We start from the raw sequence: 25,507 nt of genomic DNA, 5'->3' as shown, positions 1-25,507 counted from the left end.
GGGCCGGCCCGTCTCCGCGAGGAGCGGGCCGGCCCCCCGGCCTCCGGCAACCGATCCAACTTCAGCAGACATCATGATCCATACCCGCAATCCGTTCCGTTTCCTGAGCACCGCCTGCATGCTGGCCGTGTTGGCGGGCAGCGCACACGCCCAGCTGCTGGCGCCGTCCGAAGCGGCGGTGCCGGCCGGCCCGGCCGCTGCCGCGCAGACCAGCCGTCCCGGCAGCCCCAGTTCGGTCCAGGTGAACAACGAGCAGATCAGCTACGCCACCGGCGTGGTGACGGTGCGCAACTTTGCCAAGAACAAGATCGAGATCGACGTCGAGGCCGTGATCCGCGGCATGCGCGACGCGCTGGCCGGCAACAAGTCGCTGGCCATGAACGACAAGGAAATCCGCACCGCGATGAACGCGCTGCAGGTCGAGCTGCGCCGCATGGACAAGCTCAACAAGCGCGAAGCCGCCGACGTCAACAACAAGCGCGGCCTGGCCTTCCAGGCCGAATACAAGCAGAAACCCGGCGTGAAGGCGCTCGGCAACGGCATCCTCTACCGCGAGATCAAGCCCGGCACCGGCCCCACGCCGACCGAGCTCGATCACGTGGTCGTCAACTACCGCGGCGCCCTCACCGACGGCACCGAGTTCGACGCCACCCACGCCGACCAGCCGGCCACGCTGCGCCTGGTGCAGGGCATCATGGGCTGGCGCGAGGCGCTCAAGCGCATGCCGCAGGGCGCCACATGGGAGATCGTGATCCCGCATCCGCTCGCCTATGGCGAACGCGGCGTGCCGGGCACCATCGGCCCCAACGAGACGCTGGTGTTCCAGGTCGAACTGCTCGACATCAAGCGCTCATGAAGAAGCTGCTGGTCAGCGCGGCGATCGGCCTGCTGGGCTGGATCGGGGTGACGGCACCGGCCTGGTCGCAGGACCGGGCGCCGTCGCCGGTCGCGCCCGCGAGCGCACGGGCTGCGGACAGCGCCGACGATGCCGCGCTGATCGCGCTGGGCCGGCGCGTCTACCGCGAGGGCCTCGGCGTCGACGGCCAGCCGCTGGTGGCCGTGCGCGGCGGCGGCCTGCAGGCCAGCGGCGCGGCCGTGGCCTGTGTCAACTGCCACCGCAGCAGCGGCCTCGGCGCGGTGGAGGGCAACATCGCCGTCAGCCCGATCACCGGCCGCTACCTGTTCGGCCAGGACGGTCGCGCCGTGGTCCAGCAGAACATCCGCGGCGTCAAGGCCTTCAACCAGCATCACGCACCGTATGACGAGCACAGCGTGGCCGCGGCGATCCGCGCCGGCGTGCACGTCAGCGGCCGTGCGCTCGATCCGCTGATGCCGCGGTTCCAGATCGACGACGCGTCGATGAAGGCGCTGCTCGCCTACCTGCGCCCGCTGTCGTCGGGTGTGGCGCCGGGCGTGGCCGACAAGCAGATCCGCCTGGCCAGCGTCGTCACGCCCGATGTCGAGCCGGCGCGCCGCCAGCTCTTCATCGACACCGTGACCGCCGCCGTGCGGCAGAAGAACGGCAGCGTGGTGCACGGCCAGCGGGCGATGTCGAGCGCGGCCGAGATGCTGCTGCGCACCGCGCGCAACTGGCAGCACGAGGTCTGGGAGCTGCACGGCCCCGAAGAAACCTGGGCCGCGCAGCTGCAGGCGCACCAGGCGCGCGCGCCGGTGTTCGCGCTGGTGTCGGGCCTGGGCGCCAGCCGCTGGGCGCCGGTGCACCGCTTCTGCGAGCAGCAGGCGATGCCGTGCTGGTTTCCGAGCGTGACGCAGCCGCCGGTCGAATCCGAGACCGACAACTATTCGGTCTATTTCTCGCGTGGCCTGTGGCTCGAGGCCGACGTGCTGGCGCAGCGCTGGCAGCAGGCCGGCGCTCAGGCACCGCGGCGCGTGCTGCAGGTGCTGGGTGATGCGGCCGACGCGCCGGTGCTCGACAGCGTCGAGGCCGCGATGGCCGGCGGCTCGATGACGTTCGAGCGCGTGGCCTTCGACGCCGCGCGTGCACCGGCCCTGCTGCAGCGTCTGCGCGCGCTCGGTGCCCGCGACGCGGCCGTGCTGTGGCTGCGCCCGGTGCAGGTCGAGGCGCTGGTGGCGGCGATGTCCGGCCCGGAGCGCAGCCAGGTCCGTCACGACGGCGCCGCGCTGGTCTGGTCGGGCCAGCTGCTGGCGGGCCAGGCGCCCAACCTGCCGCCGGCCTGGCTGGCGGCCAGCGAAGTGGTCTATCCCTACCAGCTGCCGGATCGGCGCGGCGGCAGCCTGAGCTATTTCCGCCAGTGGCTGCAGATCGCCCGCCTGCCGCTGGCCGACGAGGTGCTGCAGTCGGAGGTCTATTTCGCGCTGGCCTTCCTGAGCGACGTGCTGGTCGACATGCTCGACAACGTGCAGCGCGACTACCTGCTCGACCGCGCCGAGTCGATGCTGACGCTGCGCGAGACCGCGCGGGCCGAGGACGAGGCGCGCGAGCAGTCGACCGTGGCCGTCAACCGCGGACCGCGCGCCGGGCTGCGCGGCGTGCTGGTCGAACGCAACGTCGCCACCCGGCCGCTGCCGGGGCGGCGGCCGATCGCCCAGCCGGCCGACAGCGTCGAGCCGGCCTCCGAGCTGCCACGCAGCGAGGGCACCACCGTCTATCCGCGCCTGAGCCTGGCACCCGGCCAGCGCCACGCCTCGCGGGGTGCCTACGTGCTGCGCTACCGCCCGGCCGCCGCACCCGGCCAGGCGCCGCAGGCCGAGGCCCTGTCGGACTGGATCACGCCGTGAGCCCGTGCCGCATCCCTTCATCTTTGCGGTCGATCGGCCGCCCGGAGTTTTCCATGTCCGTCTCCATCCGACCCCGACCCGCAGCCCGCCGCCGGCCGAGCCTGCGCGCCCTGTGCCTGGGCCTGAGCGCCGCGCTGGCCTGTGCCGCCGGCATGGCCAGCAATGCGCCGGCCGATGACGTCTGCCACGGCCAGGCGGCCGAGATCGCCCCGGGCATCAAGCGCAGCGTCGCGGCCTATCCGATGCCCGCGGTCAGCCTGACACGCGCCGACGGCAAGCGCCTGAGCGCGGCCGAGGCGCTCGACGACGGCCGGCCGGTGATGCTCAACTTCGTCTACACCTCGTGCAACACGATCTGCCCGGTCACCAGCCAGGTGTTCATGCAGACCCGCGAGCTGCTGGGCGCGCAGCGCGAGCAGGTCAACATGGTGTCGATCTCGATCGACCCGGAGCAGGACACGCCGCGCAAGCTCAACAGCTACGCCAGGCGCTACGCCGCCGCGGGTGCATGGGCCCACTACACCGGCAGCAACGCCGAATCGGTGGCGATGCAGCGGGCCTTCTCGGCCTGGCGTGGCGACAAGATGAACCACCTGCCGCTGACCTTCCTGCGTGCCGCGCCGGGCCAGCCCTGGGTGCGGCTCGACGGCTTCGCGAGCCCCGAGCAGCTGCTGGCCGAATACCGCCGCATGGTCGCGGCGCGCTGAGTTTCTTTACCCCAACCGGCGCGTGCCCCGACGTGGGCACGGCCCTTCCACGAAAGCCTCCCCATGAAGACCCGTCAAACGATTCTTGCCTCCCTGGTCTGCGCCCTCGGCTGTGCCGCCGTGATGAGCGTGCAGGCCGCCGCACCGGTGTCCGATGCGCCCGCGACCCCGGCCGCCACGGCCGCCGCCGGTGCCTCGGCACCCGTGGCCAGGCCCGCCGGCCATGTCACCGCGCGCAACATGCAGCAGCGCAGCGCCAAGTTCGCCGCCTGCCGCAAGGAGACGCTGGACCGCGGCCTCAACGGCGAGGAACTCAAGAAGGCCTTGCTCGACTGCATCAACTGATCCGCGCCGGGCCGCATGGCCCGTGCCGGATCAGCGTGGCGCGGCGGCGTCGTCCGGCGCCTCGGCCGGTACGTCGGCCGCTGCAGGCGCCGACTGGCGCAGGTTGCGGTTGGGCATCGGCCGCGGCATCACGGCCGGCAGGCCGGGCATGTCCGAGCGCATCGGCTCGATCGTGGCCGGGTCGGGCAGGCTGCCCATGCCGCCGGCGCCACCGGCTCCCGCGCGTGAGCCCGCACCGCCGGCCGCGCGGTTGTTGCCCGTGATCACGATCGGCACCAGCGGGCCGGCCGCCGCTTCGCCGGCCGACGGGGCCTGCATCCGGATCGGCCTGGCGCCCGCCTGGGCGTCGAGGCCGGCATCGACCAGTGCGCCGCCGGCGGGCAGCGGCGGCACCGGGCGGGCGATGCGCGGCGTGACCGCCAGCACCAGCTCGGTGTCCGCCGTGTCCTGCGATTCGAGCCCGAACAGCCGCCCGATCACCGGCAGCTGCGACAGGCCCGGCAGGCCGCTCATCGCGGCGCGCTCCTGGCGCCGGATCAGGCCGCCGAGCCATTGGGTCTCGCCGTCGCGCAGGCGCATCGAGGTCTGCGCCTGGCGCACGCCCAGCTGGTAGGCGACGCCCGAGTCGGTGTCGAGCGTCTGGGTGATCTGGCTGAGCTCGATGTCGATGTCGAGGTCGACATCGCCGTCGGCATGGACCTGCGGCTCGACCTCGAGCTTGAAGCCGACGTCGATGTACTGCACCGAGCCGCTGAACATCACCGTGCCGCCGTCGCCGGCCTGACCGGCCTGTTCGGCCTGGCCCGCCTGACCTTCCGCTGCCGTCACCGGGGCGGTCGTGGCCGGCGCCGCGGCGCTGGCACCGCTGCCACCCATGGATGCCAGCTGGGTGGTCATCACCGGCACCTTGTCGCCGATCAGCAGGCGCGCCTTCTCCTTGTGGCGGGCGCGCACGCTGGGGTTGGCGATGACGGTGGCGCCGATGTCCTGCAGCTGCAGGTTCAGGCCCAGCGCCAGCGGCGAGGCCAGCCAGGCGTCGCCGCCGAGCGCGCGCAGGGCCCCCAGCGTGGTGGCGCTGGCGGGCGTGGCGATGCTCAGGCTGGTCGGCCAGCTCAGGCCGAGCCGGGACAGGCGCTGGCGGTTCACCTCGATCAGCTGCACCTCGATCACGACGTCGCCGCTCGGCCGGTCGTTGATGGCGATCAGCTGTTCGGCCAGCTGCAGCACCTCGGGCGTGTCGCGCAGCACCAGCGTGTTGCTGCGCGGGTCGGTCACGATGGACTGGCTCTTGACCAGCGACTTCAGCAGCGTGGCCATCGTCGCCGCCTCGGTGTGGCGCAGCACGAAGGTGCGCACCTGCAGTTCGCCGTAGGTGCGCTGCTTGGCGGGCGTGTTGGGGTAGATCAGCGCGGTGCGGCCGTCGAGCGCGCGCATCGCGAGCTGTTGCGACAGCAGCAGCACCTCGAGCGCCTCGCCGACCCGTGCATCGGTCAGGAACAGCGTGCTGCGTGCGTCGGTGCGCACGTCGCGATCGCGGATCAGCCGCAGCCCGGTGCTGCCCGCCAGCGAATCGAGTGCCAGGCCGAGCGGCACGTCGCGCAGCTGCAGCGTGATGCGGCGCTCGAGCAGGGCGCCATCGAGCCGTGCCGGCGCGGCGGGGCGCTCGTCGGGCGCGGTGTCGCTCGCGGCCCCGGCGTGTTCAGTCGCCGACGTGGCCTGTGCGCAGGCACCGCCGGCCAGCATCAGCGCGGCCGCAAGCACCGTCAGCCGGGGCCGGTGGCGGTGGATGCGGCAGGGCCAGGGGCGCGTGGGCAGGCTCAATGCAGGGGCTCCGGAGTCGACGGCGCCGATTGTCGATGCTGCGGGGGCGGGCACGGCCTGCGCCGGGGCCGCCGATGCGCGAGCGGCGCAGTTTCACACGCAGTCGGGCATCGGCAGCTTCGGGGCGGTCAGTTGCCGACCGGCTGGATCGACGCCACCGGCTCGGGCGCCAGCAGGCTGCCCTGGCGCAGGCCGCGCACCGTGGCGAGCGCCAGCCCCATGATCACCAGCGAGCACAGCGCCAGCAGGATCGGCCCCAGCACGGCGAGCAGGTGGCCGGGTTCGGCCAGCCGCAGGGTCAGCGCGGTGAACGCCGCCAGCGGGAACGACAGCCCCCAGTGCGCCATGCTGAACGGCTGCGCGATGATGCGGCGCATCAGCATCGCCACCCACAGCAGGCAGAACAGCGCCGCGCCCCACAGCGCCCAGCCGACCAGTTGCGGCGCACCGAACTGCAGCGCCGACAGGCCGATCACCGCCGGCGGTGCCACCAGGATCAGCGAGGCCGGCAGCATGCGGTCGGGCCACAGCCCCTGCGTGGCGATGCGCACCATCAGCAGCACCAGCACCACCGGCCAGAACATCACGCCCAGGCCGAACTGCGCCGCCGACCATTCGGCGTGGCCGAGCGGCACGCCCGCCAGCGGCACCAGCACGTTGCCGACCACCGGGATGAACAGCGCCGGCGTCAGCACCGCCCACTGCAGGCCGCCGGGCTTGTTACCCTGCCACCAGCGCGACAGCGTCCACAGCGTCACGCCCCACTGCACCAGGCTGCCGAGCCACCAGGCGCCGTCGACCAGCACGAACAGCACCGGCGTGGCCTGCCGGTCGGGCTCGAGCAGCGCCACCGCCACGGTCGCTAGCAGGATCAGCGAAACCGGCATCGCCGCCATGAAGGCGTGCCGCACCGGGTGGGCGCGGTCCTCGGCCCAGGCCTCGGGATGGCGCGCCATGCGCAGCGCGCTGGCCACCGCCAGCAGCACGAAGACGGCCAGCGCGAGCAGGCCGGCGACGATCGCGAAGCCGGTCGCCATCTCGCCCATCAGGTCGGCCGCACGACGCCAGGCCAGCGCCAGGCCGCACAGGCCCATCACGATCGAAAACCAGGCCGGGGCCAGGAACTTGAGGGCGGAGGAGGGCATGGTGACCACGTCAAGGGGGTGAATTTTTCATAATATCAACAACGGCGAATATGTGAGGCCGGGGCCGGGCCGGAAGTTTTTTTCGGCCGGCCCGGAATAAGACGGTTCGCCGGGGTGTTCAAGCGGTTGTCACCGACCCACTCACGAGGAGCTTCCCATGACATCCTGGATCCGCTGGACCGCCGCTGCCGCCGCCACCCTGATCGCGAGTGCCTGCGCCATGCAGGCCCCCGCACCCGCCGCCCCCGCGATGACGATGGACGGCGTGCTGGTCGGCAGCAACCAGATGACGCTCTACACCTTCGACCGCGACGTCGTCGCCAGCGGCAAGAGCGTCTGCAACGGCCCCTGCGCCAACAACTGGCCGCCCCTGATGGCCGCCGCCGACGCCAAGGATGCGGGCGACTGGACCGTCATCACGCGCGATGACGGCGCCAAGCAGTGGTCGTTCAAGGGCAAGCCGCTGTACTTCTGGATCAAGGACAGCAAGCCCGGCGACAAGACAGGCGACGGCTTCAACAACGTCTGGCGCCTGGCCAGGCCGTGATCGCGGCGTGACGGGTGGGCTGCGAGCCAGGCGCCGATGAGTGTCGAAGAAGCCCTGCCGCACCTGCCCCGGCTGCGCCGCTACGCCCGGCTGCTGACGGGTGACGCGGCGCGCGCCGACGATCTGGTGCAGGACACGCTGGAGCGGGCCGCCCGCAAGTGGCTGCTCTGGCGACCCGCGGCGGGCGCCTTCGTCGATGCCCAGGACCGCGCCGGCTCGCTGCGCGCCTGGCTGCTGACCCTGATGCACAACCTCTTCCTCAACCAGCTGCGCGACCGCCGCGAGCACCTCTACGAGGAATACGCGCCCGAGCGCGAGCAGTCGCACGAACGCGCGCACGAGCCGCATCGGCAGTTGCAGACCCGGCTCGATCTCGAGAAGGCGCTCGCCTGCCTGAGCCCGCCGGCGCGCGAGGTGCTGCTGCTGGTGTGCGTCGAAGAACTCTCGTATGAACAGGCCGCGCTGGTGCTCGGCGTGCCGGTGGGCACGGTGATGTCGCGCCTGTCGCGTGCCCGTGAACGGCTGCGCATGCTGATGGACGGGCAAGCCACGGCCGCGCCGCTGCGTGTGGTCAAGTAACGCCTGGAAGCAGGCCCCATGGACATCCATCAACCCCTCGACGACACCACCTTGCACGCCTACGTGGACGGCCAGCTGGCCGCGGCCGAGGCCGCGCAGGTGGCGCTGTGGCTGCAGGCGCACCCGGCCCAGGCCGCGCGCGTGCTGGCCTGGCAGGCGCAGCGCCAGCAGTTGCAGGCGCTGCATGCCGAGGTGCTCGACGAGCCGGCGCCGCCGCAGCTGCTGGCCGCCCTGCGGCCGGCGCGCCGGCTCTGGCGCGAGGCGCTGGCCGCCAGCGTGCTGCTGGTGCTGGGTGTCGGCCTGGGCTGGTGGTCGCGGCCCCTGCTCGACGGTGCGGTCGATCTGGCCGGCGCGCCGTCGCAGGCCGTGCCGGCCTATGTGCGCGATGCCGCGCTGGCCCACGTGCTCTACACGCCCGAGCAGCGCCATCCGGTCGAGGTCGGGGCCGAGCAGCAGCAGCACCTGGTGCAGTGGCTGAGCCGGCGCCTGGGGGCGCCGCTGCGGGTGCCGGTGCTGATCGAGCAGGGCTGGAGCCTGGTCGGCGGTCGTCTGCTGCCGGCCGGCGAAACCCCGCCCGGCGCCGATCCGGCCGCACCGGCGCCGATCGCCCGGGCCCAGTTCATGTACGAGGCCCGCAACGGCCAGCGCCTGACGCTCTATGTGGCGGTGGCCGCGGCCCATGCCCCGGCGCCGACCGCGTTTGCGCTGACGCAGGCCGGCGAGGGCGCCCAGCGCAGCTTCTACTGGAGCGACGGCGCCTTGGGTTACGCGCTCACGGGCGTTTTGCCGTCGGCGGAGCTGGCCGCGCTGGCCCGCCTGGTGCATCGGCAGCTGGGTGGCTGACCCGGCCGGGCGGGCTTGACCCGGATCACGTCCGGTGACGGGCTCGACGAGCTGTCCGGTGATGCGCCGAGGCCACGCTTTCGCGTTCACCTGGCGGTCTCCCCCGTGTTTGTACCGAGTGCAATCGGGTTGCAACTTTATAATATCGGTCTGTGCTTATATGTAGATAAGGTGAGGTGGCCAGCCACCTGCGGGCCGGTGCCGGCCTGTAACGTCCATCCAGGAGAAACCGTGTCATCCCACGAACAAGGCTCCGGCCGCCTCATCAAGGCGCCCGAGAACTTCATCGATCCAGCCGGCGTGCGCCAGGTGTTCGAAGAAGCCAAGACAGGTCGGCGAGACTTCATCCGTCGCGCGTTCGCCTCGGCCTCCGCGGCCGTTGCCGCACCGCTGGCGCTGGCGCAGTCGAACCCGCTGCCCCACGCGGGCGGCGACCCCAACATCCTCGAGCTGCCCGCGCACAGCACCGGGCTGGGCCAGTCGGTGGCCACCGACGGCTACGGCAAGCCGTCGAAGTTCGAGACCAACGTGCAGCGCCGGCCGAGCCCGGGGCTGACGCAGACGGCGCAGTCGTCGGTGTCGTTCGCGCCGCTGCAGAGCCTGTTCGGCATCGTCACGCCCAGCGGCCTGCACTTCGAGCGCCACCACCAGGGCTGGTGGGACGTCGATCCGAGCAAGCACCGCCTGATGATCAACGGCAGCGACGACCAGCTCGTCAAGACGCCCAAGGTCTTCACGATGGACGAGGTGATGCGGCTGCCCGCGGTGTCGCGCTTCCACTTCATCGAATGCGGCGCCAACACCGGCATGGAATGGGGCAACGTGGCCGTGCCCACGGTGCAGTACAGCCACGGCATGCTCAGCTGCAGCGAGTTCACCGGCGTGCCGCTGAAGATCCTGCTCGACCTGTGCGGTGTCGACTACAAGCGCGGCCGCTACGTGCTGGCCGAAGGCGCCGACGGTTCGTCGATGACTCGCACCATCCCGATGGAGCTGATCGAGTCGGGCGAGGTGCTGGTCGCCTACGGCCAGAACGGCGAGATGCTGCGGCCCGAAAACGGCTACCCGCTGCGTCTGGTGGTGCCGGGCGTGCAGGGCGTGAGCTGGGTCAAGTACCTGCGCCGCATCGAGGTGGGTGACCAGCCTTACGGCAGCAAGGACGAGGCGGTGCACTACATCGACCTGATGCCCGGCGGCCAGCACCGCCAGTACACCAGCATCCAGGAGTGCAAGAGCGTGGTGACCACGCCTTCGGGCGGCCAGGTGCTGCTCGACAAGGGCTTCTACAACATCAGCGGCCTGGCCTGGTCGGGCCGCGGCAAGGTCAAGAAGGTCGACGTGTCGGTCGACGGCGGGCGCAACTGGCGTCCGGCCCGGCTCGAGACGGTGCTCAGCAAGGCGCTGACCCGCTTCAACATCGACTGGGTGTGGGACGGCAAACCCGCCATCATCCAGAGCCGCGCCACCGACGAGACCGGCTACGTGCAGCCGAGCTATCGGCAGCTGCGCGCGGTGCGTGGCACGCGCTCGATCTATCACAACAACTCGATCCAGTCGTGGCTGGTGCAGGAAAGTGGCGAGGTGAAGAATGTCCAGCTCTCCTAAGTGGCTCGCAGCGGCCGTTCTGGCGCTGGCCGCGGCCGGCAGCCTGGCGCAGGTGACGGCCGTGGGCATCGGCCGTGCGGCCACCGAGAAGGAAATCAAGGCCTGGGACATCGACGTGCGGCCCGACTTCAAGGGCCTGCCCAAGGGCTCCGGCACGGTCGAGCAGGGCATGGAGGTCTGGGAGGCCAAGTGCGCCCATTGCCACGGCGTGTTCGGCGAATCCAACGAGGTGTTCTCGCCGCTGGTGGGTGGCACCACCGCCGACGACGTCAAGACCGGCCATGTCGCGCGCCTGAACGACCCGACCTTTCCGGGCCGCACCACGCTGATGAAGGTGGCCACCGTCTCGACGCTGTGGGACTACATCAACCGCGCCATGCCCTGGACCGCGCCGAAGTCGCTCAAGACCGACGAGGTCTACGCCGTCACCGCCTACCTGCTCAACATGGGTGACGTGCTGCCGGCCGGTTTCGTGCTGTCGGACCAGACCATCGCGCAGGCCCAGGCCCGCATGCCCAACCGCAACGGCATGACGCTCGACCACGGCATGTGGCCGGGGCGTGGCCTCAAGACGGCGGCCAAGCCCGACGTCAAGGTCGCGGCCTGCATGAGCAACTGCGAAGCCGAGCCGAAGGTGGCGTCGTTCCTGCCCGACTTTGCCCGCAACGCCCACGGCAACCTGGCCGAGCAGACCCGCATGGTCGGCGCGCAGCACGGCGTGGACACCACCCGGCCGCCCGGCGCCGCGCCCACCCTGGCCGCTGCGCCGGTGGTGGCCAAGGCGACTGACGAAGGTGCTGCGGCGCTGGCCCTGGCGGCCAAGCACACCTGCACGGCCTGCCATGCGGTGGACGCCAAGCTGGTGGGCCCGGCCTTCCGCGAGATCGGCAAGAAACACGGCAGCCGCGCCGATGCGGTGGCGTATCTGACGGGCAAGATCAAGTCCGGTGGCACAGGGGTGTGGGGGGCCATTCCGATGCCCGCACAGACCTTGCCCGACGCAGATGCGAAACTGATCGCCAATTGGCTGGCCGCCGGCGCCAAGAAATAGAGGCAGTGAACGCGCCTCGCCCGTCATACCGGGTGGGGCATCAGGGTCGATCCTCTGTCAGTGCGGTATCGATCCTTGGAAAATATTCATGCACTGCTCGTCACACGAAGGAGTTCCCACGATGCAAACCCGTCGCGAAATGCTCGGCAAGAGCGCTGCGGTTGCCGCCATGCTCGGCAGCCTGGGCCTGTTGCCCACGGCGGCCCATGCGGCCTATGCGCAAGCCGCGTTCGATGCCAAGACCATGGCCGAACTGATGAAGGCGCTGGGCGCCGGTGCGCCGACCGAGAGCAAGGACGTCACGATCCAGGGCCCCGACATCGCCGAAAACGGCGCGGTCGTGCCGGTCGGCTGCTCGACCGCGCTGCCGGGCGTCAAGCGCATGCTGCTGCTGGTCGAGAAGAACCCGTCGCTGATGGTGGCGATGTTCGATGTCACCGATGCCATCGACGCCAGCTTCAACACCCGCGTGAAGATGGGCCAGTCGTCCAACGTCTTCGCCGTGGCCATGATGGCCGACGGCAAGGTGCTGTTTGCGCAAAAGGAAGTCAAGGTCACCCTCGGTGGCTGCGGCGGTTGAGATTCAAGGAGCAAGACATGGCAGATCCGATGCGCATTCGCGCCCAAGTCGCCGGTGACAAGGCCACCGTGCGTGTACTCATGAGCCACGAGATGGAAACCGGCCAGCGCAAGGATGCGTCGGGCAAGGTGATCCCGGCCTGGCACATCACCGAAGTCAGCGCCAGCCACAACGGCAAGGTGGTGATGACCGCCCAGTGGGGCCCGGCAGTGTCGAAGAACCCGTTCCTGCAGTTCAACGTCAAGGGCGCCAAGGCCGGTGACAAGATCGCGGTCAGCTGGCTCGACAACAAGGGCGACAAGCGCACCGACGAGGCGACGGTTTCCTGATCGCGCGACGCAGCCACAGGCCTGCACAGCCGTCCCGATGACCAGATCGTGGACGGCTTTTTCGCAACAACGAGGAGATGTTGGGATGAATGGATCGTGGATGTCGGGCCTCGTGCTGGGCGCGCTTGCTGCTGCGCTGCCGATGGTGTCCGTGGCACAGAAGACCGCTGCCGAAGGCATTGCCGAATACCGCAAGATGCTCGAGGACGGCAATCCGGCCGAGCTGTTCGAAGCCAAGGGCGAAGACCTCTGGAAGCAGAAACGCGGCCCGAAGAACGCCAGCCTCGAGGCCTGTGATCTCGGCAAGGGCCCGGGTGTCGTCAAGGGGGCGTTCGTCGAGCTGCCGCGCTACTTCGCCGATGTCGGCCGGGTCCAGGATCTGGAGACCCGCCTCGTCACCTGCATGTCGACGCTGCAGGGTTTCGATGCGGCCGAGATCGCCAAGACGGCGTTCGGGCGTGGCGAGATGGCCAACGTCACCGCGCTGGCGACCTGGATCGCCGGTTCGTCGCGCGACATGAAGTTCAACCTGCCGCAAGCCCATGCAGAAGAAACGCGCATGTACGAACTGGGCAAGCGAGCCTTCTTCTACCGCGGCGGCTCGCATGACTTTTCCTGCGCCACCTGCCACAGCAACGACGGCCAGCGCATCCGCCTGCAGGACCTGCCCAACCTGACCAAGAACCCGGGTGACGGCGTCGGCTTCGCGGCCTGGCCGGCCTACCGCGTCAGCAACGGCCAGATGTGGAGCATGCAGTTGCGCCTGAACGACTGCTTCCGTCAGCAGCGTTTCCCCGAGCCCGGCTTCGGCTCCGACGTGACGATCGCACTGGCCTCGTACATGGGCGTGAACGCCAAGGGCGCGGTCTCGATCGCGCCGGCCATCAAGCGTTGACGCGCAATCAGGTGACATCGATGCAATTCAAGACCACCCATCTTTTCGCCGCTGCCGCTGCGGTTTCTGCGGCGACGTTGCTGGCGGGCTGCGCGTCCGCACCCGATGCGGCCGAATTCGACAAGCAGGCCTCGGCCATGATGAAGGCGTCATTCCGCGACAACGGCATCGCCAAGGTCGATCGCCTGCAGCAGGACCTGAGCAATGCCGAGTGCTCCAAGGCCGGCGCGGGCAGCCCGCCCGAAGCCGTTGCCAAGGCGATCGAGGCGGCCAACCTGAAGCTCGTCAAATGGCCCAGCGACGGCAAGTTCCTGGGCGACTGGAAGAACGGCGAAAAGCTCGCCCAGAGCGGTCGCGGCATGACCTGGAGCGACAAGACCACCGACCCCAAGGACAACGGCGGCAACTGCTACAACTGCCACCAGATCAGCAAGTCCGAGATCTCCTACGGCACCATCGGCCCGAGCCTGTACCAGTACGGCAAGCTGCGCGGCGTGAGCGATCCGGCCAGCGCTGCGGCCAAGCCGATCGTCGAATACACCTGGGGCAAGCTGTGGAACTCGCGGGCCTACAACGCCTGTTCGCAGATGCCGCGCGCCGGCCACAACGGCGTGCTCGACGAGCAGCAGATCCGCGACATCATGGCGCTGCTGCTCGACCCGAAATCGCCCGTCAACCAATGAGTTGACGGCATACCGCTGCACCGAGCCTGCCTGCAGCCCATCGCGCCCGCGTCGAGTCCCCACTTGCGCGGGCGTTTGTCCGACCAATCCATCATTGATTGCTGATTCATGAATCTCTCCAAACGCGATTTCCTGCAGGTGCTCGGGGCTGCCGGCGTGGCCGGCATGGGCCTGGGTCGTTATGCCGAAGCCGACGCTGCCACGGCGCAGCACGGCCTCTACGAGATGCCGAAGTTCGGCAACGTCAGCTTTCTGCACATGACCGACTGCCACGCGCAGCTCAAGCCGATCCACTTCCGTGAGCCCAGCGTCAACCTCGGCATCGGCTCGATGCAGGGCCAGCTGCCGCACCTGGTGGGCGAGCACCTGCTCAAGGTCGCCGGCGCGCGGCCCAACACCGACCTGTCGCATGCCTACACCTTCCTCGACTTCGAGAAGGCCGCGCGCCGCTACGGCAAGGTCGGCGGTTTCGCCCACATGGCCACACTGGTCAAGCAGCTCAAGGCCAGCCGGCCCGGCGCGCTGCTGCTCGACGGTGGCGACACCTGGCAGGGCTCGGCCACCTCGCTGTGGACCAACGCGCAGGACATGGTCGACGCCTGCAAGCTGCTCGGCGTCGACGTGATGACCGGCCACTGGGAGTTCACCTACGGCATGGAGCGCGTCAAGGAGATCGTCGACAAGGACTTCGCCGGCAAGGTCGACTTCGTGGCCCAGAACGTCAAGACCAACGACTTCGGCGACCCGGTCTTCAAGCCCTACGTGATCCGCGAGATCAACGGCGTGCCCTGCGCCATCATCGGCCAGGCCTTCCCGTACACGCCGATCGCCAACCCGCGCTACATGGTGGCCGACTGGAGCTTCGGCATCCAGGACGAGAACATGCAGGCGATGGTCGACGAGGCGCGTGGCAAGGGCGCGCAGGTGGTCGTCGTGCTCTCGCACAACGGCATGGACGTCGACCTGAAGATGGCCAGCCGCGTGCGCGGCATCGACGCGATCTTCGGCGGCCACACGCACGACGGCGTGCCGGTGGCGATCCCCGTCGCCAACGCGGGCGGCAAGACGCTGGTGACCAACGCCGGCAGCAACAGCAAGTTCCTCGGCGTGATGGACTTCGACGTCAAGGGTGGCAAGGTCGTGGACTTCCGCTACCGCCTGCTGCCGATCTTCGCCAACCAGCTCAAGGCCGACCCGGAGATGGACGCACTCATCACCAAGGTGCGCGCGCCCTACGAAGCCAAGCTGGCCGAGAAGCTCGCCGTCACCGACGGCATGCTCTATCGCCGCGGCAACTTCAACGGCTCGTGGGACCAGCTGATCTGCGACGCGCTGATGGACGTGCAGGGCGCCGAGATCGCGTTCTCGCCGGGCTTCCGCTGGGGCACCAGCCTGCTGTCGGGCGATGTCATCACGCGCGAGCTGATGATGGACCAGCTCGCCATCACCTACCCCTACGCCACGGTCTCGCAGATGAGCGGCGAGATGCTCAAGACCATCCTCGAGGACGTCGCCGACAACCTCTTCAACCCCGATCCGTACTACCAGCAGGGCGGCGACATGGTGCGCGTGGGCGGCCTGCAATACACCTGCACGCCGGGCGCGAAGATGGGCAGCCGCATCAGCGACATGCGCGTCAAGGGCCGCGCCATCGAGGCCGGCAAGAGCTACACCGTGGCGGGCTGGGCGCCGGTGGCCGAAGAGGCCTCCAAGGCCGGCAACAAGCCGGTGTGGGACGTGGTCGAAACCTGGCTCAAGGGGCAGGGCGGGCATGTCAAGGCGCGCAAGATCAACACGCCCAAGCTGATCGGCGTGGCCGGCAACCCGGGCATGGCGGCTGCAGGCGGTTAACGGTTAAATTCGCAGGTTTGCCACCGTGGAGACCTGCGTGCCCATCGACTCACCATTCGACAAGGAAATCGACGCATCCGGACTGGCCTGTCCGATGCCGATCGTCAAGACCAAGAAGGCGCTTGCCGGTTTGAGCAGCGGCCAGGTGCTGCGCATCCTGTCGACCGACCCGGGCTCGGTGCCCGACATGGCGGCGCTGGCCGAGCAGGGCGGCCACGCGCTGCTCGAATCGGGCCGCGCCGGCGACGCCTTCGTCTTCCTGCTGCGCAAGGCCTGACGGCGCGCGCCACCCATCGATCGGAGCTTTCTTGGAACCGACTGCAAACCTGGCCTCGATCGTGATCGGCGGCGGCCTGGCCCTCGGGGCGATCTTCGGCGCCATCGCCGGCAAGACCAACTTCTGCACCATGGGCGCCCTGTCGGACGTCGTCAACATGGGCCACTGGGGCCGCCTGCGCATGTGGCTGCTGGCGATCGCGGTGGCGGTGATCGGCACCCAGGTGCTGGCGCTCGGCGGCTCGGTCGACCTGGCCAAGTCGATCTATCTGCGCCCGCAGTTGCCGCTGCTGTCGCTGGTGGTGGGCGGCCTGCTGTTCGGGGTCGGCATGACGATCGCCGGCGGCTGCGCCAACCGCAACCTGGTGCGCCTGGGCGCGGGCAGCGTGCGCTCGCTGGTGGTGCTGGTGTTCATGGCGATCGCGGCCTACATGACGCTCAAGGGCCTGTTCGGCCAGTGGCGCGTGAGCTGGCTCGACCCGGTCAGCGTCGACCTCGCCGGCCGGGGGCTGAAGGACTCGTCGCTCGGCACGCTGCTGTCGGCCTGGGGCGGCCTGGAGGTCGGCCGCGCCACGCAACTCGCCACGGCCGTGCTGGTTGTGCCGCTGCTGGCCTTCGTCTTCAAGGACGGGCGTTTTCGCCGCAATGCCTGGCAGGTGCTGGGCGGCATCGCGCTCGGTGCGGTCGCGGTGGCGGGCTGGTATCTGACCGGCCACATCGGTTTTGCCGAGAACCCCGAGACGCTGGAGATGAGCTACTTCGCCACCAACAGCCGCACGCTCGAATCGGTGAGCTTCGTCGCCCCCACCGCCTACAGCCTGGAGCTGCTGATGCTGTGGACCGACAAGTCGCTGCACGCCAGTTTCGGCATCGCCTGCGCGGGCGGCGTGGTGCTGGGTTCGCTGGCGGTGGCGCTGCTCACCGGCCACTTCCGCTGGGAAGGCTTCGCCTCGATGCAGGACCTGCGCAACCAGCTGATCGGCGCGGGGCTGATGGGCTTCGGCGGTGTCACCGCGATGGGCTGCACGGTCGGCCAGGGCATCACCGGTGTCTCGACGCTGGCGCTGGGCTCGATGGTGGCGCTGCTGGCCATCATGGCGGGCGCGGTGGCGACGCTGCGTTTCATCCTCTGGCGCGCGATGCGCGAGGATTGAGCGCGCGACCTGATGCGCGCTGTCCGCGGGCCTGTCAGCCGAACTTCATGAACAGCTTGCTGTAGGGCCCCTTGAGCTTGCCGAGGGCCGCCTTGGTCGCCTGGGTGTCCTGTGCCAGCACGGCGGTCTTGACGTTGCCCACGCTCGCCAGCACGGCCTTCAGCAAGCCTGAAAACTCGGCGTTGCCTGACAAGGCCGCACCGGCCTGCGTCTGCAGCTGCGCGGCCAGGTGGTCGAGCACGCCGACCTGCATCGCCAGCCGGGTGAGGCCGTCGGGCTGGTCGAGCAGCGCGGGGCCCTCGTTGAGCGCGTGCTCCATCGCGGCGTGGTACGCATTCATGTGGTCGCTGAAGACCACCACCTGATTGCGCTGCCGCAACCGGGCCAGCACCTCGCGCACCTCTTCGAGTGTTTCGTGGGCCTCGGTCAGCTGCTGGGCGGCGACCTCGGTGGCGGCCTTGGCGTAGACCCCGCTCACCTGTGCAAATGCGGCGGCCAGCGCCTTGTCCTGCGCATACGGCGCGGGCGGTTGCATGCCGAAACGCGCGCTCACCTGCTGCCACTGCGCCTGGGCATCGCCCACCGCCTGGATCGCCTCGGTGGCGTTGCCGCTGTTGGTCTTGTACAAGGCCACCCGGTAGGGCGCGTAAGCGGCCTGGATGGCGTCGGTCAAGGGATCGGCCGCTTGGGCTGCGGTGCTGGCAAGCAGCGCCGCCACGGCGGGCATCAGGAACGAGCGGGTGATGGATCGGCGCATGAAAGGTTCTCTTTCTGTCGGGGGCGATATCAGGGCCGGGCGTAGCTCGCGCTCAGTTCCGGATCGAACTTCGGGTCGATCGCGGCCGGGCTGTGCACGACTTCGTCGCCGCGGTCGACCAGCCGGTCGGTCAGCATGGCCGCGCCCCAGATCGTCGACAGCGTGACCCACGAGGTCAGCGTGAAGACTGCTGCGCCGGAGATGCCTGCGCCGACCGCACAGCCGCCCGCCAGCATGCCGCCGAAGCCCATCAGGAAGGCGCCGGCGATGTAGCGCCGCATCGCCTGGCCGCCCTGGAAACCTTCGAGCTTGAGCTCGCGCCAGAGTGCCGCCGAGATGAAGGCGCCGAGGAACACGCCCGGCACCAGACCGAGGTCGAACTTGAGCGCCTGGCCGGGCGGCGACAGCACCAGCATCAGCGTGTCGGCGGCCGGGCCGGTGAACGACAGGCTCTGGATCGGCACCACCAGATCGAAGGCGGCGCGCGAGAACAGATAGGTCATCAACCAGGCCAGCGCCACCATCACGCCCACGCCGATGGCGCCGAACCAGCCCCAGAAGCGCACATGCTGGCGGCGCGCCCAGACCAGCGCCGCGGCCAGCCAGATCGCGGCAAACACGATGCCGCCGGTGTGGCCGATGCCGGTGAGGGCGAGGATGTCGCGCGAGGCGCCGCCCTCGACCGTCCACCAGCTGGCCATCGCCAGCCGCACGGGTGAGAGCACGCCGGTCAGCGCCGCCTGCGCCGTGACGGCGAACACCAGACCCGACAGCAGCGCGCGCAGATTGCCCTGCGCGGCCAGCACCATCAGGCGGCTCGAACAGCCTCGCGCCAGGATCATGCCGGTGCCGAACATCGCGCCACCGATGGCGGCGCCGGACAGGCTGCCGCGGGCCGACAGCTGGCGGGCTCCGCTGACATCGAGCCAGCCGAGCACCACGAACAGCTGCGTGAGCAGCACCGCGGTCGAGAAGGTGAAGAGCCAGACCGTCAGCTTGCCTTCGCGGGTGTGGCGGGCGAACTCGATCACGGCCGAGCGCAGGCAGAAACGCGAGCGGTGCGCGAAGAAGCCGAACAGCAGGCCGATGGCAGCACCGAGGGCGGTGACGGATCCCATCTCGCCCCACTGGGCAAACAACCCCTCGATGTTCATTGCTGCGCTCTATCAATGTTCACTGATATTGCATCATGGCGCCGGCGGATGCCGCGGGGCTTGATCTGCGTCAGGGGCGCAGGTAAACGAAATGCTCGCGGGCCTGCAGCTTGCCGACCTCGGCCACGCCGGAGGGCACGATGCCGGCCTCCATGATCACGTTCTCTTTCGGGATCTGGCGCGCGGTCAGGGTGTTGTTGCAGACCTTGAACGCCACGCCCTTGCCGACCAGATCGGCCACCGCGGCCGAGTAGGCCGAGCCCTTGGCGTCGACCGCGCCGTCGAGCAGGAAATCGATGCCGGGCCCGTGCGTGACGACCACGATCTTCGTCTGCGGTTCGGCCGCCAGGTGGTTGCGGATGTTGCCGAGCGCGCGGCTGGCCTGCGGCAGGCCTTCGCTGAGGTGATAGACCACCTTCACGGCTTCTTCGGCCCGGCTGGCCGGGGCCGCCAGGAGGATCAGCGCGCACAGCGTGGCGCGCAGGAGGTCGATCGATCGCATGGGCGGCTCCGGCAGGGGGAGGAATGGGCACAGCGTGCGCGGCAGCCGCCGGCCAGGGGCTGGCTGGCGGATGCCGCGCCGGATCACATCAGCACGTCGGCCCAGATGTTCCGGGCCCAGGCGTCGGCGTAACGGCCTTCGAGGTCGGAACGCACGTCGGACACGCCGCCCGAACCGCCGATGGTGAAGAAGCTCTTCTTGGGCGCCTGGTACTCGTGCACGCTGGCGACGTGGATCACGTGGGTGTCGTCGACGAAGCTCATGCAGACGTTGGTCAGCAGCGGGTGCGGGTTGATCTCCAGCCCCTGCAGCTCGGCCACGATCGCCGCGGCCGTGACCTTGGCGTGCGAGTTGGCCATGTGGCCCGACTTGGGCATGCCCTGCGCCACCTGGATGGCGTCGCCGATGACGTGGATGTCCTTGGCGGCGGTCGACTCGAAGTTCAGGAAGTTGACATGGCACCAGCGGCCGTTGGCGTTGGCCAGGCCGGTCTGCACCGCCAGGCTGCCTGCACGCATGACCGGCAGCACGTTGAGCACGTCGGCCTTGACGTCGTCCTGGATCTCGAACTTGACGGTGTTGCTCGCGCCGTCGACCGCCACCGCCTTGTGCTGCGGGCGGTACTCGATCATGTCGCCGTAGAGCTCTTTCCAGGCCTTCTTGAACAGCGGGCCCTTGGACGTGACGTCGGGGTTGCCGTCGAGGATCAGGATCTTCGACTTCGGCTTGGCCTTCTTGAAGTAGGCCGCGATCACGCTGGCGCGCTCGTACGGGCCGGGCGGGCAGCGGTAGGGCGCCTCGGGGATGGTGATGGCGTAGACGCCGCCGTCGCGCATGGCTTCGAGCTGGCGGCGCAAGGCCACGGTTTCGGGGCCGGCCTTCCAGGCGTGCAGCACCTGGCCGGCTGCGTGGGCGGCCTGCAGGCCTGCGGTCTGGTCCCACATCATGTCGATGCCGGGCGACAGCACCAGCTTGTCGTAGCTCACCGTGCCGCCGCTGGCGAGCGTGGCGACCTTCTTGGTGGCGTCGATGCTGGCCACCCGGTCGTGCACGATGCGCACGCCGTGGGTCTTGCTCAGGCCGGTGTAGGGGTTGGTGATGTCGGCCATCGTGCGCTGGCCGCCCAGCACCAGGTTCGAGACCGGGCAGGAGACGAACTCGCGGTTGGGCTCGACCATCATCACGTCGATACTGTAGTCCGACAGCATGCGGACGTACTTGGCCGCCGTGGCGCCGCCGTAGCCGCCGCCGATCACGAGCACCTTGGCTCTGGATGCAGACGTGCCGCCGAGCGAGGCGCAGCCGCTCAGGCCCAGGGATCCGATTGCGCCGCCGGCGATCAGGCCCTGCAGCAGGAGTCGGCGTTGTTGGGTGTGTTTGTTCATGGTCAGGTCCTGGCTCGGGCTCACTTGTGGCTGCTGAAGAACTTCGCGAGCGACTCGAGTTGCTCGGGCGAATAGCCCTTGGTGATCTGATGCATGATCGTCGCGGGCCGCTGGCCGCTGCGGAACGCCATCAGCTGGGTCAGGATGTAGTTCTCCGGCAGACCGGCCAGCCGCACCATCGCCTGGCCTTCGACCGCCTGGCCTTCGGTGCCGTGGCACTGGGCGCAGGTGGCGGCCAGCGCGCGCAGGCGCAGCCGCTCGGGATCCTTGGCGACCGCTGCGCCGCTGCACAGCGTGCCGATCAGCGCGGTCAGCGTCAGGGCCAGCACGGGGTGTGCACGACGCGGTGCTCGCGGCGCTGTCGGCGCACTGGGTTGGTCGGTCGATCGACGATTCATCTCGGCTTCCTGGTGGTTGAAGGTGTTGTTGAAGGCGGGCTCGGCATGACGCCACGGACCGCATTGTTCGCAGCCGGCAGGGTGATGTACAGGGGGGTGTGCGACGGCTTTTCGGGGCTTGGCAGTCCCATGCCCTTGGGCGTATAGTGTCTTGAATATCACTTGATGCGAATGTAGTGTTATCCCTAGCTTGTCGTCGACTTTCGCGCGCCTTGTTGCCGGCTCTCGTGGCCGTGACGATGGTGCTCGGCCTGCTGCCGGCCGCCACGCGCGCCGAGGCCGCGCCTGCCACGGTCGACATGCCGCTGGTGCAGGCCGCCGAGGGCGTCTACTTCGTGCAGGGCGAGTCGGCGATGGGCTCGGCGGCGAACCAGAACTTCATCTCCAACGCCGGCTTCGTGATCGCCGACGGCGGCGTGATGGTGATCGACTCGCTCGGCTCGCCGGCCCTGGCGCGGCGCCTGATCGAGCAGATCCGGCGCATCACGCCGCTGCCGATCCGCTACGTCGTCATCACCCACTATCACGCCGACCACATCTACGGCCTGCAGGCGTTGCGCGACGAAGGCACCCGGCTGGTGGCGCATGCCCGCTCGCGGGAGTACATCGGCTCCGAAACCGCGCGCCTGCGGCTGCAGGCCAGCCGCGACGAGCTGTTCCCGTGGATCGACGAATCCACCGCCGTGCAGGAGCCCGACATCTGGCTCGGCGCCGACGGCTCCGAGGCCGACACCGTGCTGCACATCGGTCGCACCGAGTTCATCGTGCGCCACGCCGGCCCGGCCCACACGCCCGAAGACCTGATCGTGCACGTGCCGTCCAGGGGCGTGCTGTTCGCCGGCGACCTGGTGTTCCGCAACCGCATCCCCTACGTCGGCATGGCCGACAGCCGCAGCTGGGTGGTGGCGCTCGACCGCATCCTGTCCTTCCAGCCGCGGGTGGTGGTGCCGGGCCACGGCGACGCCTCGATCGACCCGCAGGCCGACCTGGGCCTGACGCGCGACTACCTCAACCACCTGCGCACCAGCATGGGCGAGGCGGCGCGCAACCTCGAGCCCTTCGACGAGGCCTATGCGCGCACCGACTGGGGCCGATTTGCGAAACTGCCGCTGTTCGGTGCGGTCAACCGCATGAACGCCTACAACACCTATCTGCTGATGGAACAGGAAGGCAAATGATGCGCCGCCGCCTGATGATCGGCTCGGGCCTGGCGTTGGCCGGCCTGCTGCCTGCCGTGGTGCCCGCGCTGGCGGCACCGGCGCAGCGTGGCGACAAGGTGCGGTGGCCGGCGATCACCCTGCTCGACGGCCGCATGGTCGCCGCCGAGAGCCTGCGCGACACCGCCACCGTGGTGGTGTTCTTCTCGACCACCTGCCCGTTCTGCAAGCGCCACAACCAGCACCTCGACAAGCTCGCACGCGCCACCGCCGGGCGCGGCCTGCAGGTGATCGCCGCCGCACATGACCGCCAGAGCGAGCCGGTGCGCCAGTACCTGGCGAGCCAGGGCTACGCCTTCGAGGCCACGCTCGATGCCACGCCGCTGCACGCGGCGCTGAGCGAGCGGCGCGTCATCCCGCTGACCTGCGTGATCGACCGCCAGGGCCTGCTGCGCGAGGTCATCCCCGGCGAGATGTTCGAGGACGACGTGCTCGAACTGGCCCGCTGGGCGCGCGCCTGAACCCCGGGACGCCGCCAGAATCGGGCCCTTGTCCATCTGGCGGGAGTGGATCCATGCGGTTTCGGTCTGGCGCTGCAAGGCGCTGCGTCATCGGCGCGCTGGCGCTGTGTTCGACGATCTTCAACGGCCCTGCCGTGGCGGCGCCGGCAGCGGCGCAGCCGGCGGCCGTCGGCGAGCCCTGGCGCGATTGCGCCGACGACAGCTGCCCGTGGCTGATGACGGTGCCGGCGGGCAGCTTCATGATGGGCGCCCCGGCCAGCGAACCGGCTTTCAGCAGCGAGGAGGGGCCGCAGCACCGCGTCAAGCTGCGCGCCTTCGCGATCGGCCGCCACGAGGTCACGTTCGCGCAATGGGACGCCTGCGTGGCCGGCGGCGGTTGCCCGGCGCAGCCGCGCGACGAGGGCTGGGGCCGTGGCCAGCGCCCGGTCATCCACGTCAGGTCCGAGATGGCGCAGCAGTACGTGCAGTGGCTCAGCCGCAAGACCGGCCAGCGTTACCGCCTGCCCAGCGAGGCCGAGTGGGAATACGCCGCCCGCGCCGGCACCACCACGCCGTTCGGCCTGGGCGAGCGCGTCAACCCGGAGCAGGTCAACATGGCCGGCGGCTTCACCTACAACGGCAGCAGCCGCGGCATCGACCGCCAGCGCACCGTGCCGGTCGGCAGCCTGCCGGCCAATGCCTGGGGCCTGCACGAGATGCACGGCAACGTCTGGGAGTGGGTGCAGGACTGCTGGCACGACGACTACCGCGGTGCACCCACCAACGGCAGCGCCTGGCTCAAGGGCTGCAGCGAGCCGCGCAACGTGCTGCGCGGCGGCGGCTGGTACGACACCGCGGTGTACGCCCGCTCGGCGTTCCGGCGCGGCATCGCGGCGGGCAGCAGCAGCAGCCTGGGCTTGCGGGTGGTGCGCGAGATTCGTTAATCATTTGCTTAGGTCAAGGGTCAAATTAACTGACTTCACCTGATCCATCAGGGCTCCTACATTGGCTTTCACCGGCACAGCGCCGACGCCCACAAGGAGCCGAAGATGGACCAATCGAACCGTTATGCCGACCTCAGCCTGCGCGAAGAAGAGCTGATCCGCGGTGGCCGCCACATCCTCGTGGCCTACAAGATGAAGCCCAAGCCGGGCCACGGCTACCTCGAGGCGGCGGCACATTTCGCGGCCGAGTCGTCGACCGGCACCAATGTCGAGGTCAGCACCACCGACGAGTTCACCAAGGGCGTCGACGCGCTGGTCTACCTGATCGACGAGGCGAGCGAGGAGATGCGCATCGCCTACCCGCTCGACCTGTTCGACCGCAACATCACCGACGGCCGGATGATGATGGTGTCGTTCCTGACGCTGGCGATCGGCAACAACCAGGGCATGGGCGACATACAGCACGCCAAGATCTACGACTTCTGGATGCCGCCGCGCGCGATCCAGCTGTTCGACGGCCCGAGCAAGGACATCTCCGACCTCTGGCGCATGCTCGGGCGCCCGCTCAAGGACGGCGGCTACATCGCCGGCACCATCATCAAGCCCAAGCTCGGCCTGCGCCCCGAGCCCTTCGCCGAAGCGGCCTACCAGTTCTGGCTGGGCGGCGACTTCATCAAGAACGACGAGCCGCAGGGCAACCAGGTCTTCGCGCCGATGAAGAAGACGCTGCCGCTGGTCTACGACGCGATGAAGCGTGCGATGGACAAGACCGGCGAGGCCAAGATCTTCTCGGCCAACATCACCGCCGACGACCATTACGAGATGCTGGCGCGTGGCGAGTTCGTGCTCGAGACCTTCGGGCCGGACGCTGACAAGGTGGCCTTCCTGGTCGACGGCTACGTGGGCGGTCCCGGCATGATCACGACCGCGCGGCGCTGCTTCCCGAACCAGTACCTGCACTACCACCGCGCCGGCCATGGCGCCGTCACCAGCCCGAGCGCCAAGCGTGGCTACACCGCCTACGTGCTGGCCAAGATGAGCCGGCTGCAGGGCGCCAGCGGCATCCACGTCGGCACGATGGGCTACGGCAAGATGGAAGGCGAACACGACGACCGCGCCATCGCCTACATCATCGAGCGCGACAGCTACACCGGCCCGGCCTATCACCAGGAGTGGTACGGCATGAAGCCGACCACGCCGATCATCAGCGGCGGCATGAACGCGCTGCGGCTGCCGGGTTTCTTCGAGAACCTGGGCCACGGTAACGTCATCAACACCGCGGGCGGTGGCTCGTACGGGCATATCGATTCCCCGGCCGACGGCGCCACCTCGCTGCGCCAGGCCTACGAGTGCTGGAAGGCCAAGGCCGATCCGATCGAGTGGGCGAAGGAGCATCGCGAATTCGCGCGTGCCTTCGATTCGTTCCCGAAGGATGCGGATGGGTTGTACCCGGGCTGGCGTGACAAGCTTTCTGGCGTGCATCGTTGAGGGTTGAGCGGGGACAAGGCCATCGGGTGGCCGACTCCGTTCATGTCCTCC

27 protein-coding genes are annotated in these 25,507 nt (G+C 69.4%); 20 read left to right on the top strand and 7 right to left on the bottom strand.

All coding sequences use genetic code 11. The features are described from left to right. The first annotated feature begins 73 nt into the window (after positions 1-73). The 4 genes from LCHO_RS18880 to LCHO_RS18865 all read left to right on the top strand — a co-directional run bounded on the left by LCHO_RS18880 (position 74) and on the right by LCHO_RS18865 (position 3,812). On the top strand, positions 74-856 hold the full coding sequence (locus LCHO_RS18880) for an FKBP-type peptidyl-prolyl cis-trans isomerase (RefSeq protein ID WP_012348794.1): 783 nt from the start codon (positions 74-76) through the stop codon (positions 854-856). Continuing rightward, entirely contained in the window at positions 853-2,760 is a 1,908-nt protein-coding gene (locus tag LCHO_RS18875) for a c-type cytochrome (protein ID WP_012348793.1), read from the top strand. The genes LCHO_RS18880 and LCHO_RS18875 overlap by 4 nt, the downstream gene beginning before the upstream one ends. 53 nt (positions 2,761-2,813) lie before the next feature. Then, on the top strand, positions 2,814-3,467 hold the full coding sequence (locus LCHO_RS18870; protein WP_012348792.1) for an SCO family protein: 654 nt from the start codon (positions 2,814-2,816) through the stop codon (positions 3,465-3,467). 63 nt (positions 3,468-3,530) lie between these two features. Then, positions 3,531-3,812, top strand: coding sequence for a hypothetical protein (locus tag LCHO_RS18865; RefSeq protein ID WP_012348791.1), 282 nt, complete (start codon positions 3,531-3,533; stop codon positions 3,810-3,812). 30 nt (positions 3,813-3,842) lie between these two features. Here the strand turns inward: LCHO_RS18865 and LCHO_RS18860 are convergent, their stop codons facing one another. Both LCHO_RS18860 and LCHO_RS18855 read right to left on the bottom strand, forming a co-directional pair. Then, entirely contained in the window at positions 3,843-5,633 is a 1,791-nt protein-coding gene (locus LCHO_RS18860) for a type II secretion system protein GspD (RefSeq protein WP_012348790.1), read from the bottom strand. A 128-nt stretch (positions 5,634-5,761) separates the two neighbouring features. After that, positions 5,762-6,778 carry an SLAC1 anion channel family protein gene (locus LCHO_RS18855; protein ID WP_012348789.1) on the bottom strand — a complete coding sequence of 339 codons (1,017 nt, stop codon included), beginning with the start codon at positions 6,776-6,778 and terminating at the stop codon, positions 5,762-5,764. Between the two features lie 157 nt (positions 6,779-6,935). Here LCHO_RS18855 and LCHO_RS18850 point away from each other — a divergent pair, with 157 nt between their 5' ends. The 12 genes from LCHO_RS18850 to LCHO_RS18795 all read left to right on the top strand — a co-directional run bounded on the left by LCHO_RS18850 (position 6,936) and on the right by LCHO_RS18795 (position 17,171). Next, positions 6,936-7,325: a COG4315 family predicted lipoprotein gene (locus LCHO_RS18850; protein WP_012348788.1), complete on the top strand. Its 390-nt coding sequence runs from the start codon at positions 6,936-6,938 to the stop codon at positions 7,323-7,325. A 36-nt stretch (positions 7,326-7,361) separates the two neighbouring features. Further along, positions 7,362-7,904, top strand: a complete 543-nt coding sequence (locus tag LCHO_RS18845) for an RNA polymerase sigma factor (RefSeq protein WP_012348787.1) — start codon at positions 7,362-7,364, stop codon at positions 7,902-7,904. 18 nt (positions 7,905-7,922) lie between these two features. Then, positions 7,923-8,747 carry an anti-sigma factor gene (locus tag LCHO_RS18840; protein WP_012348786.1) on the top strand — a complete coding sequence of 275 codons (825 nt, stop codon included), beginning with the start codon at positions 7,923-7,925 and terminating at the stop codon, positions 8,745-8,747. A gap of 231 nt (positions 8,748-8,978) precedes the next feature. Continuing rightward, positions 8,979-10,352 carry a sulfite dehydrogenase gene (gene soxC / locus LCHO_RS18835; protein WP_012348785.1) on the top strand — a complete coding sequence of 458 codons (1,374 nt, stop codon included), beginning with the start codon at positions 8,979-8,981 and terminating at the stop codon, positions 10,350-10,352. Then, entirely contained in the window at positions 10,336-11,403 is a 1,068-nt protein-coding gene (locus tag LCHO_RS18830; protein ID WP_012348784.1) for a c-type cytochrome, read from the top strand. Before soxC ends, LCHO_RS18830 begins: the two co-directional genes overlap by 17 nt. Before the next feature lie 121 nt (positions 11,404-11,524). Continuing rightward, positions 11,525-11,983 carry a thiosulfate oxidation carrier protein SoxY gene (gene soxY, locus LCHO_RS18825; protein ID WP_012348783.1) on the top strand — a complete coding sequence of 153 codons (459 nt, stop codon included), beginning with the start codon at positions 11,525-11,527 and terminating at the stop codon, positions 11,981-11,983. Positions 11,984-12,000: 17 nt separating this feature from the next. Then, positions 12,001-12,312, top strand: a complete 312-nt coding sequence (gene soxZ, locus LCHO_RS18820) for a thiosulfate oxidation carrier complex protein SoxZ (RefSeq protein WP_012348782.1) — start codon at positions 12,001-12,003, stop codon at positions 12,310-12,312. A gap of 85 nt (positions 12,313-12,397) precedes the next feature. Beyond that, a complete protein-coding gene (gene soxA, locus LCHO_RS18815; RefSeq protein WP_012348781.1) occupies positions 12,398-13,207 on the top strand; it encodes a sulfur oxidation c-type cytochrome SoxA in 810 nt (269 codons plus the stop codon). Between the two features lie 20 nt (positions 13,208-13,227). Further along, positions 13,228-13,890 carry a sulfur oxidation c-type cytochrome SoxX gene (gene soxX / locus LCHO_RS18810; RefSeq protein ID WP_012348780.1) on the top strand — a complete coding sequence of 221 codons (663 nt, stop codon included), beginning with the start codon at positions 13,228-13,230 and terminating at the stop codon, positions 13,888-13,890. A 108-nt stretch (positions 13,891-13,998) separates the two neighbouring features. Then, on the top strand, positions 13,999-15,741 hold the full coding sequence (gene soxB, locus LCHO_RS18805) for a thiosulfohydrolase SoxB (protein ID WP_012348779.1): 1,743 nt from the start codon (positions 13,999-14,001) through the stop codon (positions 15,739-15,741). A 37-nt stretch (positions 15,742-15,778) separates the two neighbouring features. Then, positions 15,779-16,018 carry a sulfurtransferase TusA family protein gene (locus LCHO_RS18800; protein ID WP_223210470.1) on the top strand — a complete coding sequence of 80 codons (240 nt, stop codon included), beginning with the start codon at positions 15,779-15,781 and terminating at the stop codon, positions 16,016-16,018. Between the two features lie 31 nt (positions 16,019-16,049). Continuing rightward, positions 16,050-17,171 carry a YeeE/YedE family protein gene (locus tag LCHO_RS18795; protein ID WP_012348777.1) on the top strand — a complete coding sequence of 374 codons (1,122 nt, stop codon included), beginning with the start codon at positions 16,050-16,052 and terminating at the stop codon, positions 17,169-17,171. Positions 17,172-17,205: 34 nt separating this feature from the next. On the opposite strand, the gene LCHO_RS18790 is transcribed toward LCHO_RS18795, so the two are convergent. The 5 genes from LCHO_RS18790 to LCHO_RS18770 form a co-directional block, all read right to left on the bottom strand. Beyond that, a complete protein-coding gene (locus LCHO_RS18790; RefSeq protein ID WP_012348776.1) occupies positions 17,206-17,928 on the bottom strand; it encodes a hypothetical protein in 723 nt (240 codons plus the stop codon). Between the two features lie 29 nt (positions 17,929-17,957). Next, on the bottom strand, positions 17,958-19,082 hold the full coding sequence (locus tag LCHO_RS18785) for a YeeE/YedE family protein (RefSeq protein ID WP_012348775.1): 1,125 nt from the start codon (positions 19,080-19,082) through the stop codon (positions 17,958-17,960). 70 nt (positions 19,083-19,152) lie between these two features. Then, a complete protein-coding gene (locus LCHO_RS18780; RefSeq protein WP_012348774.1) occupies positions 19,153-19,584 on the bottom strand; it encodes a DsrE family protein in 432 nt (143 codons plus the stop codon). A gap of 83 nt (positions 19,585-19,667) precedes the next feature. Then, positions 19,668-20,969, bottom strand: a complete 1,302-nt coding sequence (locus LCHO_RS18775; protein ID WP_012348773.1) for an NAD(P)/FAD-dependent oxidoreductase — start codon at positions 20,967-20,969, stop codon at positions 19,668-19,670. Positions 20,970-20,989: 20 nt separating this feature from the next. Next, positions 20,990-21,367 (bottom strand): c-type cytochrome, encoded by a 378-nt coding sequence (locus LCHO_RS18770; RefSeq protein ID WP_012348772.1) that lies wholly within the window; start codon positions 21,365-21,367, stop codon positions 20,990-20,992. A gap of 239 nt (positions 21,368-21,606) precedes the next feature. Between LCHO_RS18770 and LCHO_RS18765 the strand changes: the two genes are divergently transcribed. The 4 genes from LCHO_RS18765 to LCHO_RS18750 all read left to right on the top strand — a co-directional run bounded on the left by LCHO_RS18765 (position 21,607) and on the right by LCHO_RS18750 (position 25,456). Then, positions 21,607-22,545: an MBL fold metallo-hydrolase gene (locus tag LCHO_RS18765; protein ID WP_012348771.1), complete on the top strand. Its 939-nt coding sequence runs from the start codon at positions 21,607-21,609 to the stop codon at positions 22,543-22,545. Next, positions 22,545-23,045, top strand: a complete 501-nt coding sequence (locus LCHO_RS18760) for a TlpA disulfide reductase family protein (protein ID WP_050757534.1) — start codon at positions 22,545-22,547, stop codon at positions 23,043-23,045. The genes LCHO_RS18765 and LCHO_RS18760 overlap by 1 nt, the downstream gene beginning before the upstream one ends. A 53-nt stretch (positions 23,046-23,098) precedes the next feature. Then, complete coding sequence (locus LCHO_RS18755; RefSeq protein WP_012348769.1) at positions 23,099-23,968, top strand: formylglycine-generating enzyme family protein; 870 nt, start codon at positions 23,099-23,101, stop codon at positions 23,966-23,968. Positions 23,969-24,073: 105 nt separating this feature from the next. Then, positions 24,074-25,456 (top strand): ribulose-bisphosphate carboxylase, encoded by a 1,383-nt coding sequence (locus LCHO_RS18750; RefSeq protein ID WP_012348768.1) that lies wholly within the window; start codon positions 24,074-24,076, stop codon positions 25,454-25,456. Positions 25,457-25,507 lie beyond the last annotated feature (51 nt).

Source organism: Leptothrix cholodnii SP-6, assembly GCF_000019785.1.
GTDB lineage: Bacteria > Pseudomonadota > Gammaproteobacteria > Burkholderiales > Burkholderiaceae_C > Sphaerotilus > Sphaerotilus cholodnii.
The sequence above is the reverse complement of the archived record's forward strand: the minus strand, read 5'-3'. Positions and strand labels throughout refer to the sequence as shown.

What these genes read in the sequence shown, in the direction of transcription:
- LCHO_RS18880 (WP_012348794.1), top strand. Translation starts at nt 74, where the DNA reads ATGATCCATACCCGCAATCCGTTCCGTTTCCTGAGCACCGCCTGCATG.
- LCHO_RS18875 (WP_012348793.1), top strand. Translation starts at nt 853, where the DNA reads ATGAAGAAGCTGCTGGTCAGCGCGGCGATCGGCCTGCTGGGCTGGATC.
- LCHO_RS18870 (WP_012348792.1), top strand. Translation starts at nt 2,814, where the DNA reads ATGTCCGTCTCCATCCGACCCCGACCCGCAGCCCGCCGCCGGCCGAGC.
- LCHO_RS18865 (WP_012348791.1), top strand. Translation starts at nt 3,531, where the DNA reads ATGAAGACCCGTCAAACGATTCTTGCCTCCCTGGTCTGCGCCCTCGGC.
- LCHO_RS18855 (WP_012348789.1), bottom strand. Translation starts at nt 6,778, where the DNA reads ATGCCCTCCTCCGCCCTCAAGTTCCTGGCCCCGGCCTGGTTTTCGATC.
- LCHO_RS18850 (WP_012348788.1), top strand. Translation starts at nt 6,936, where the DNA reads ATGACATCCTGGATCCGCTGGACCGCCGCTGCCGCCGCCACCCTGATC.
- LCHO_RS18845 (WP_012348787.1), top strand. Translation starts at nt 7,362, where the DNA reads ATGAGTGTCGAAGAAGCCCTGCCGCACCTGCCCCGGCTGCGCCGCTAC.
- LCHO_RS18840 (WP_012348786.1), top strand. Translation starts at nt 7,923, where the DNA reads ATGGACATCCATCAACCCCTCGACGACACCACCTTGCACGCCTACGTG.
- LCHO_RS18830 (WP_012348784.1), top strand. Translation starts at nt 10,336, where the DNA reads ATGTCCAGCTCTCCTAAGTGGCTCGCAGCGGCCGTTCTGGCGCTGGCC.
- soxY (WP_012348783.1), top strand. Translation starts at nt 11,525, where the DNA reads ATGCAAACCCGTCGCGAAATGCTCGGCAAGAGCGCTGCGGTTGCCGCC.
- soxZ (WP_012348782.1), top strand. Translation starts at nt 12,001, where the DNA reads ATGGCAGATCCGATGCGCATTCGCGCCCAAGTCGCCGGTGACAAGGCC.
- soxA (WP_012348781.1), top strand. Translation starts at nt 12,398, where the DNA reads ATGAATGGATCGTGGATGTCGGGCCTCGTGCTGGGCGCGCTTGCTGCT.
- soxX (WP_012348780.1), top strand. Translation starts at nt 13,228, where the DNA reads ATGCAATTCAAGACCACCCATCTTTTCGCCGCTGCCGCTGCGGTTTCT.
- soxB (WP_012348779.1), top strand. Translation starts at nt 13,999, where the DNA reads ATGAATCTCTCCAAACGCGATTTCCTGCAGGTGCTCGGGGCTGCCGGC.
- LCHO_RS18790 (WP_012348776.1), bottom strand. Translation starts at nt 17,928, where the DNA reads ATGCGCCGATCCATCACCCGCTCGTTCCTGATGCCCGCCGTGGCGGCG.
- LCHO_RS18785 (WP_012348775.1), bottom strand. Translation starts at nt 19,082, where the DNA reads ATGAACATCGAGGGGTTGTTTGCCCAGTGGGGCGAGATGGGATCCGTC.
- LCHO_RS18780 (WP_012348774.1), bottom strand. Translation starts at nt 19,584, where the DNA reads ATGCGATCGATCGACCTCCTGCGCGCCACGCTGTGCGCGCTGATCCTC.
- LCHO_RS18775 (WP_012348773.1), bottom strand. Translation starts at nt 20,969, where the DNA reads ATGAACAAACACACCCAACAACGCCGACTCCTGCTGCAGGGCCTGATC.
- LCHO_RS18770 (WP_012348772.1), bottom strand. Translation starts at nt 21,367, where the DNA reads ATGAATCGTCGATCGACCGACCAACCCAGTGCGCCGACAGCGCCGCGA.
- LCHO_RS18765 (WP_012348771.1), top strand. Translation starts at nt 21,607, where the DNA reads ATGGTGCTCGGCCTGCTGCCGGCCGCCACGCGCGCCGAGGCCGCGCCT.
- LCHO_RS18760 (WP_050757534.1), top strand. Translation starts at nt 22,545, where the DNA reads ATGCGCCGCCGCCTGATGATCGGCTCGGGCCTGGCGTTGGCCGGCCTG.
- LCHO_RS18755 (WP_012348769.1), top strand. Translation starts at nt 23,099, where the DNA reads ATGCGGTTTCGGTCTGGCGCTGCAAGGCGCTGCGTCATCGGCGCGCTG.
- LCHO_RS18750 (WP_012348768.1), top strand. Translation starts at nt 24,074, where the DNA reads ATGGACCAATCGAACCGTTATGCCGACCTCAGCCTGCGCGAAGAAGAG.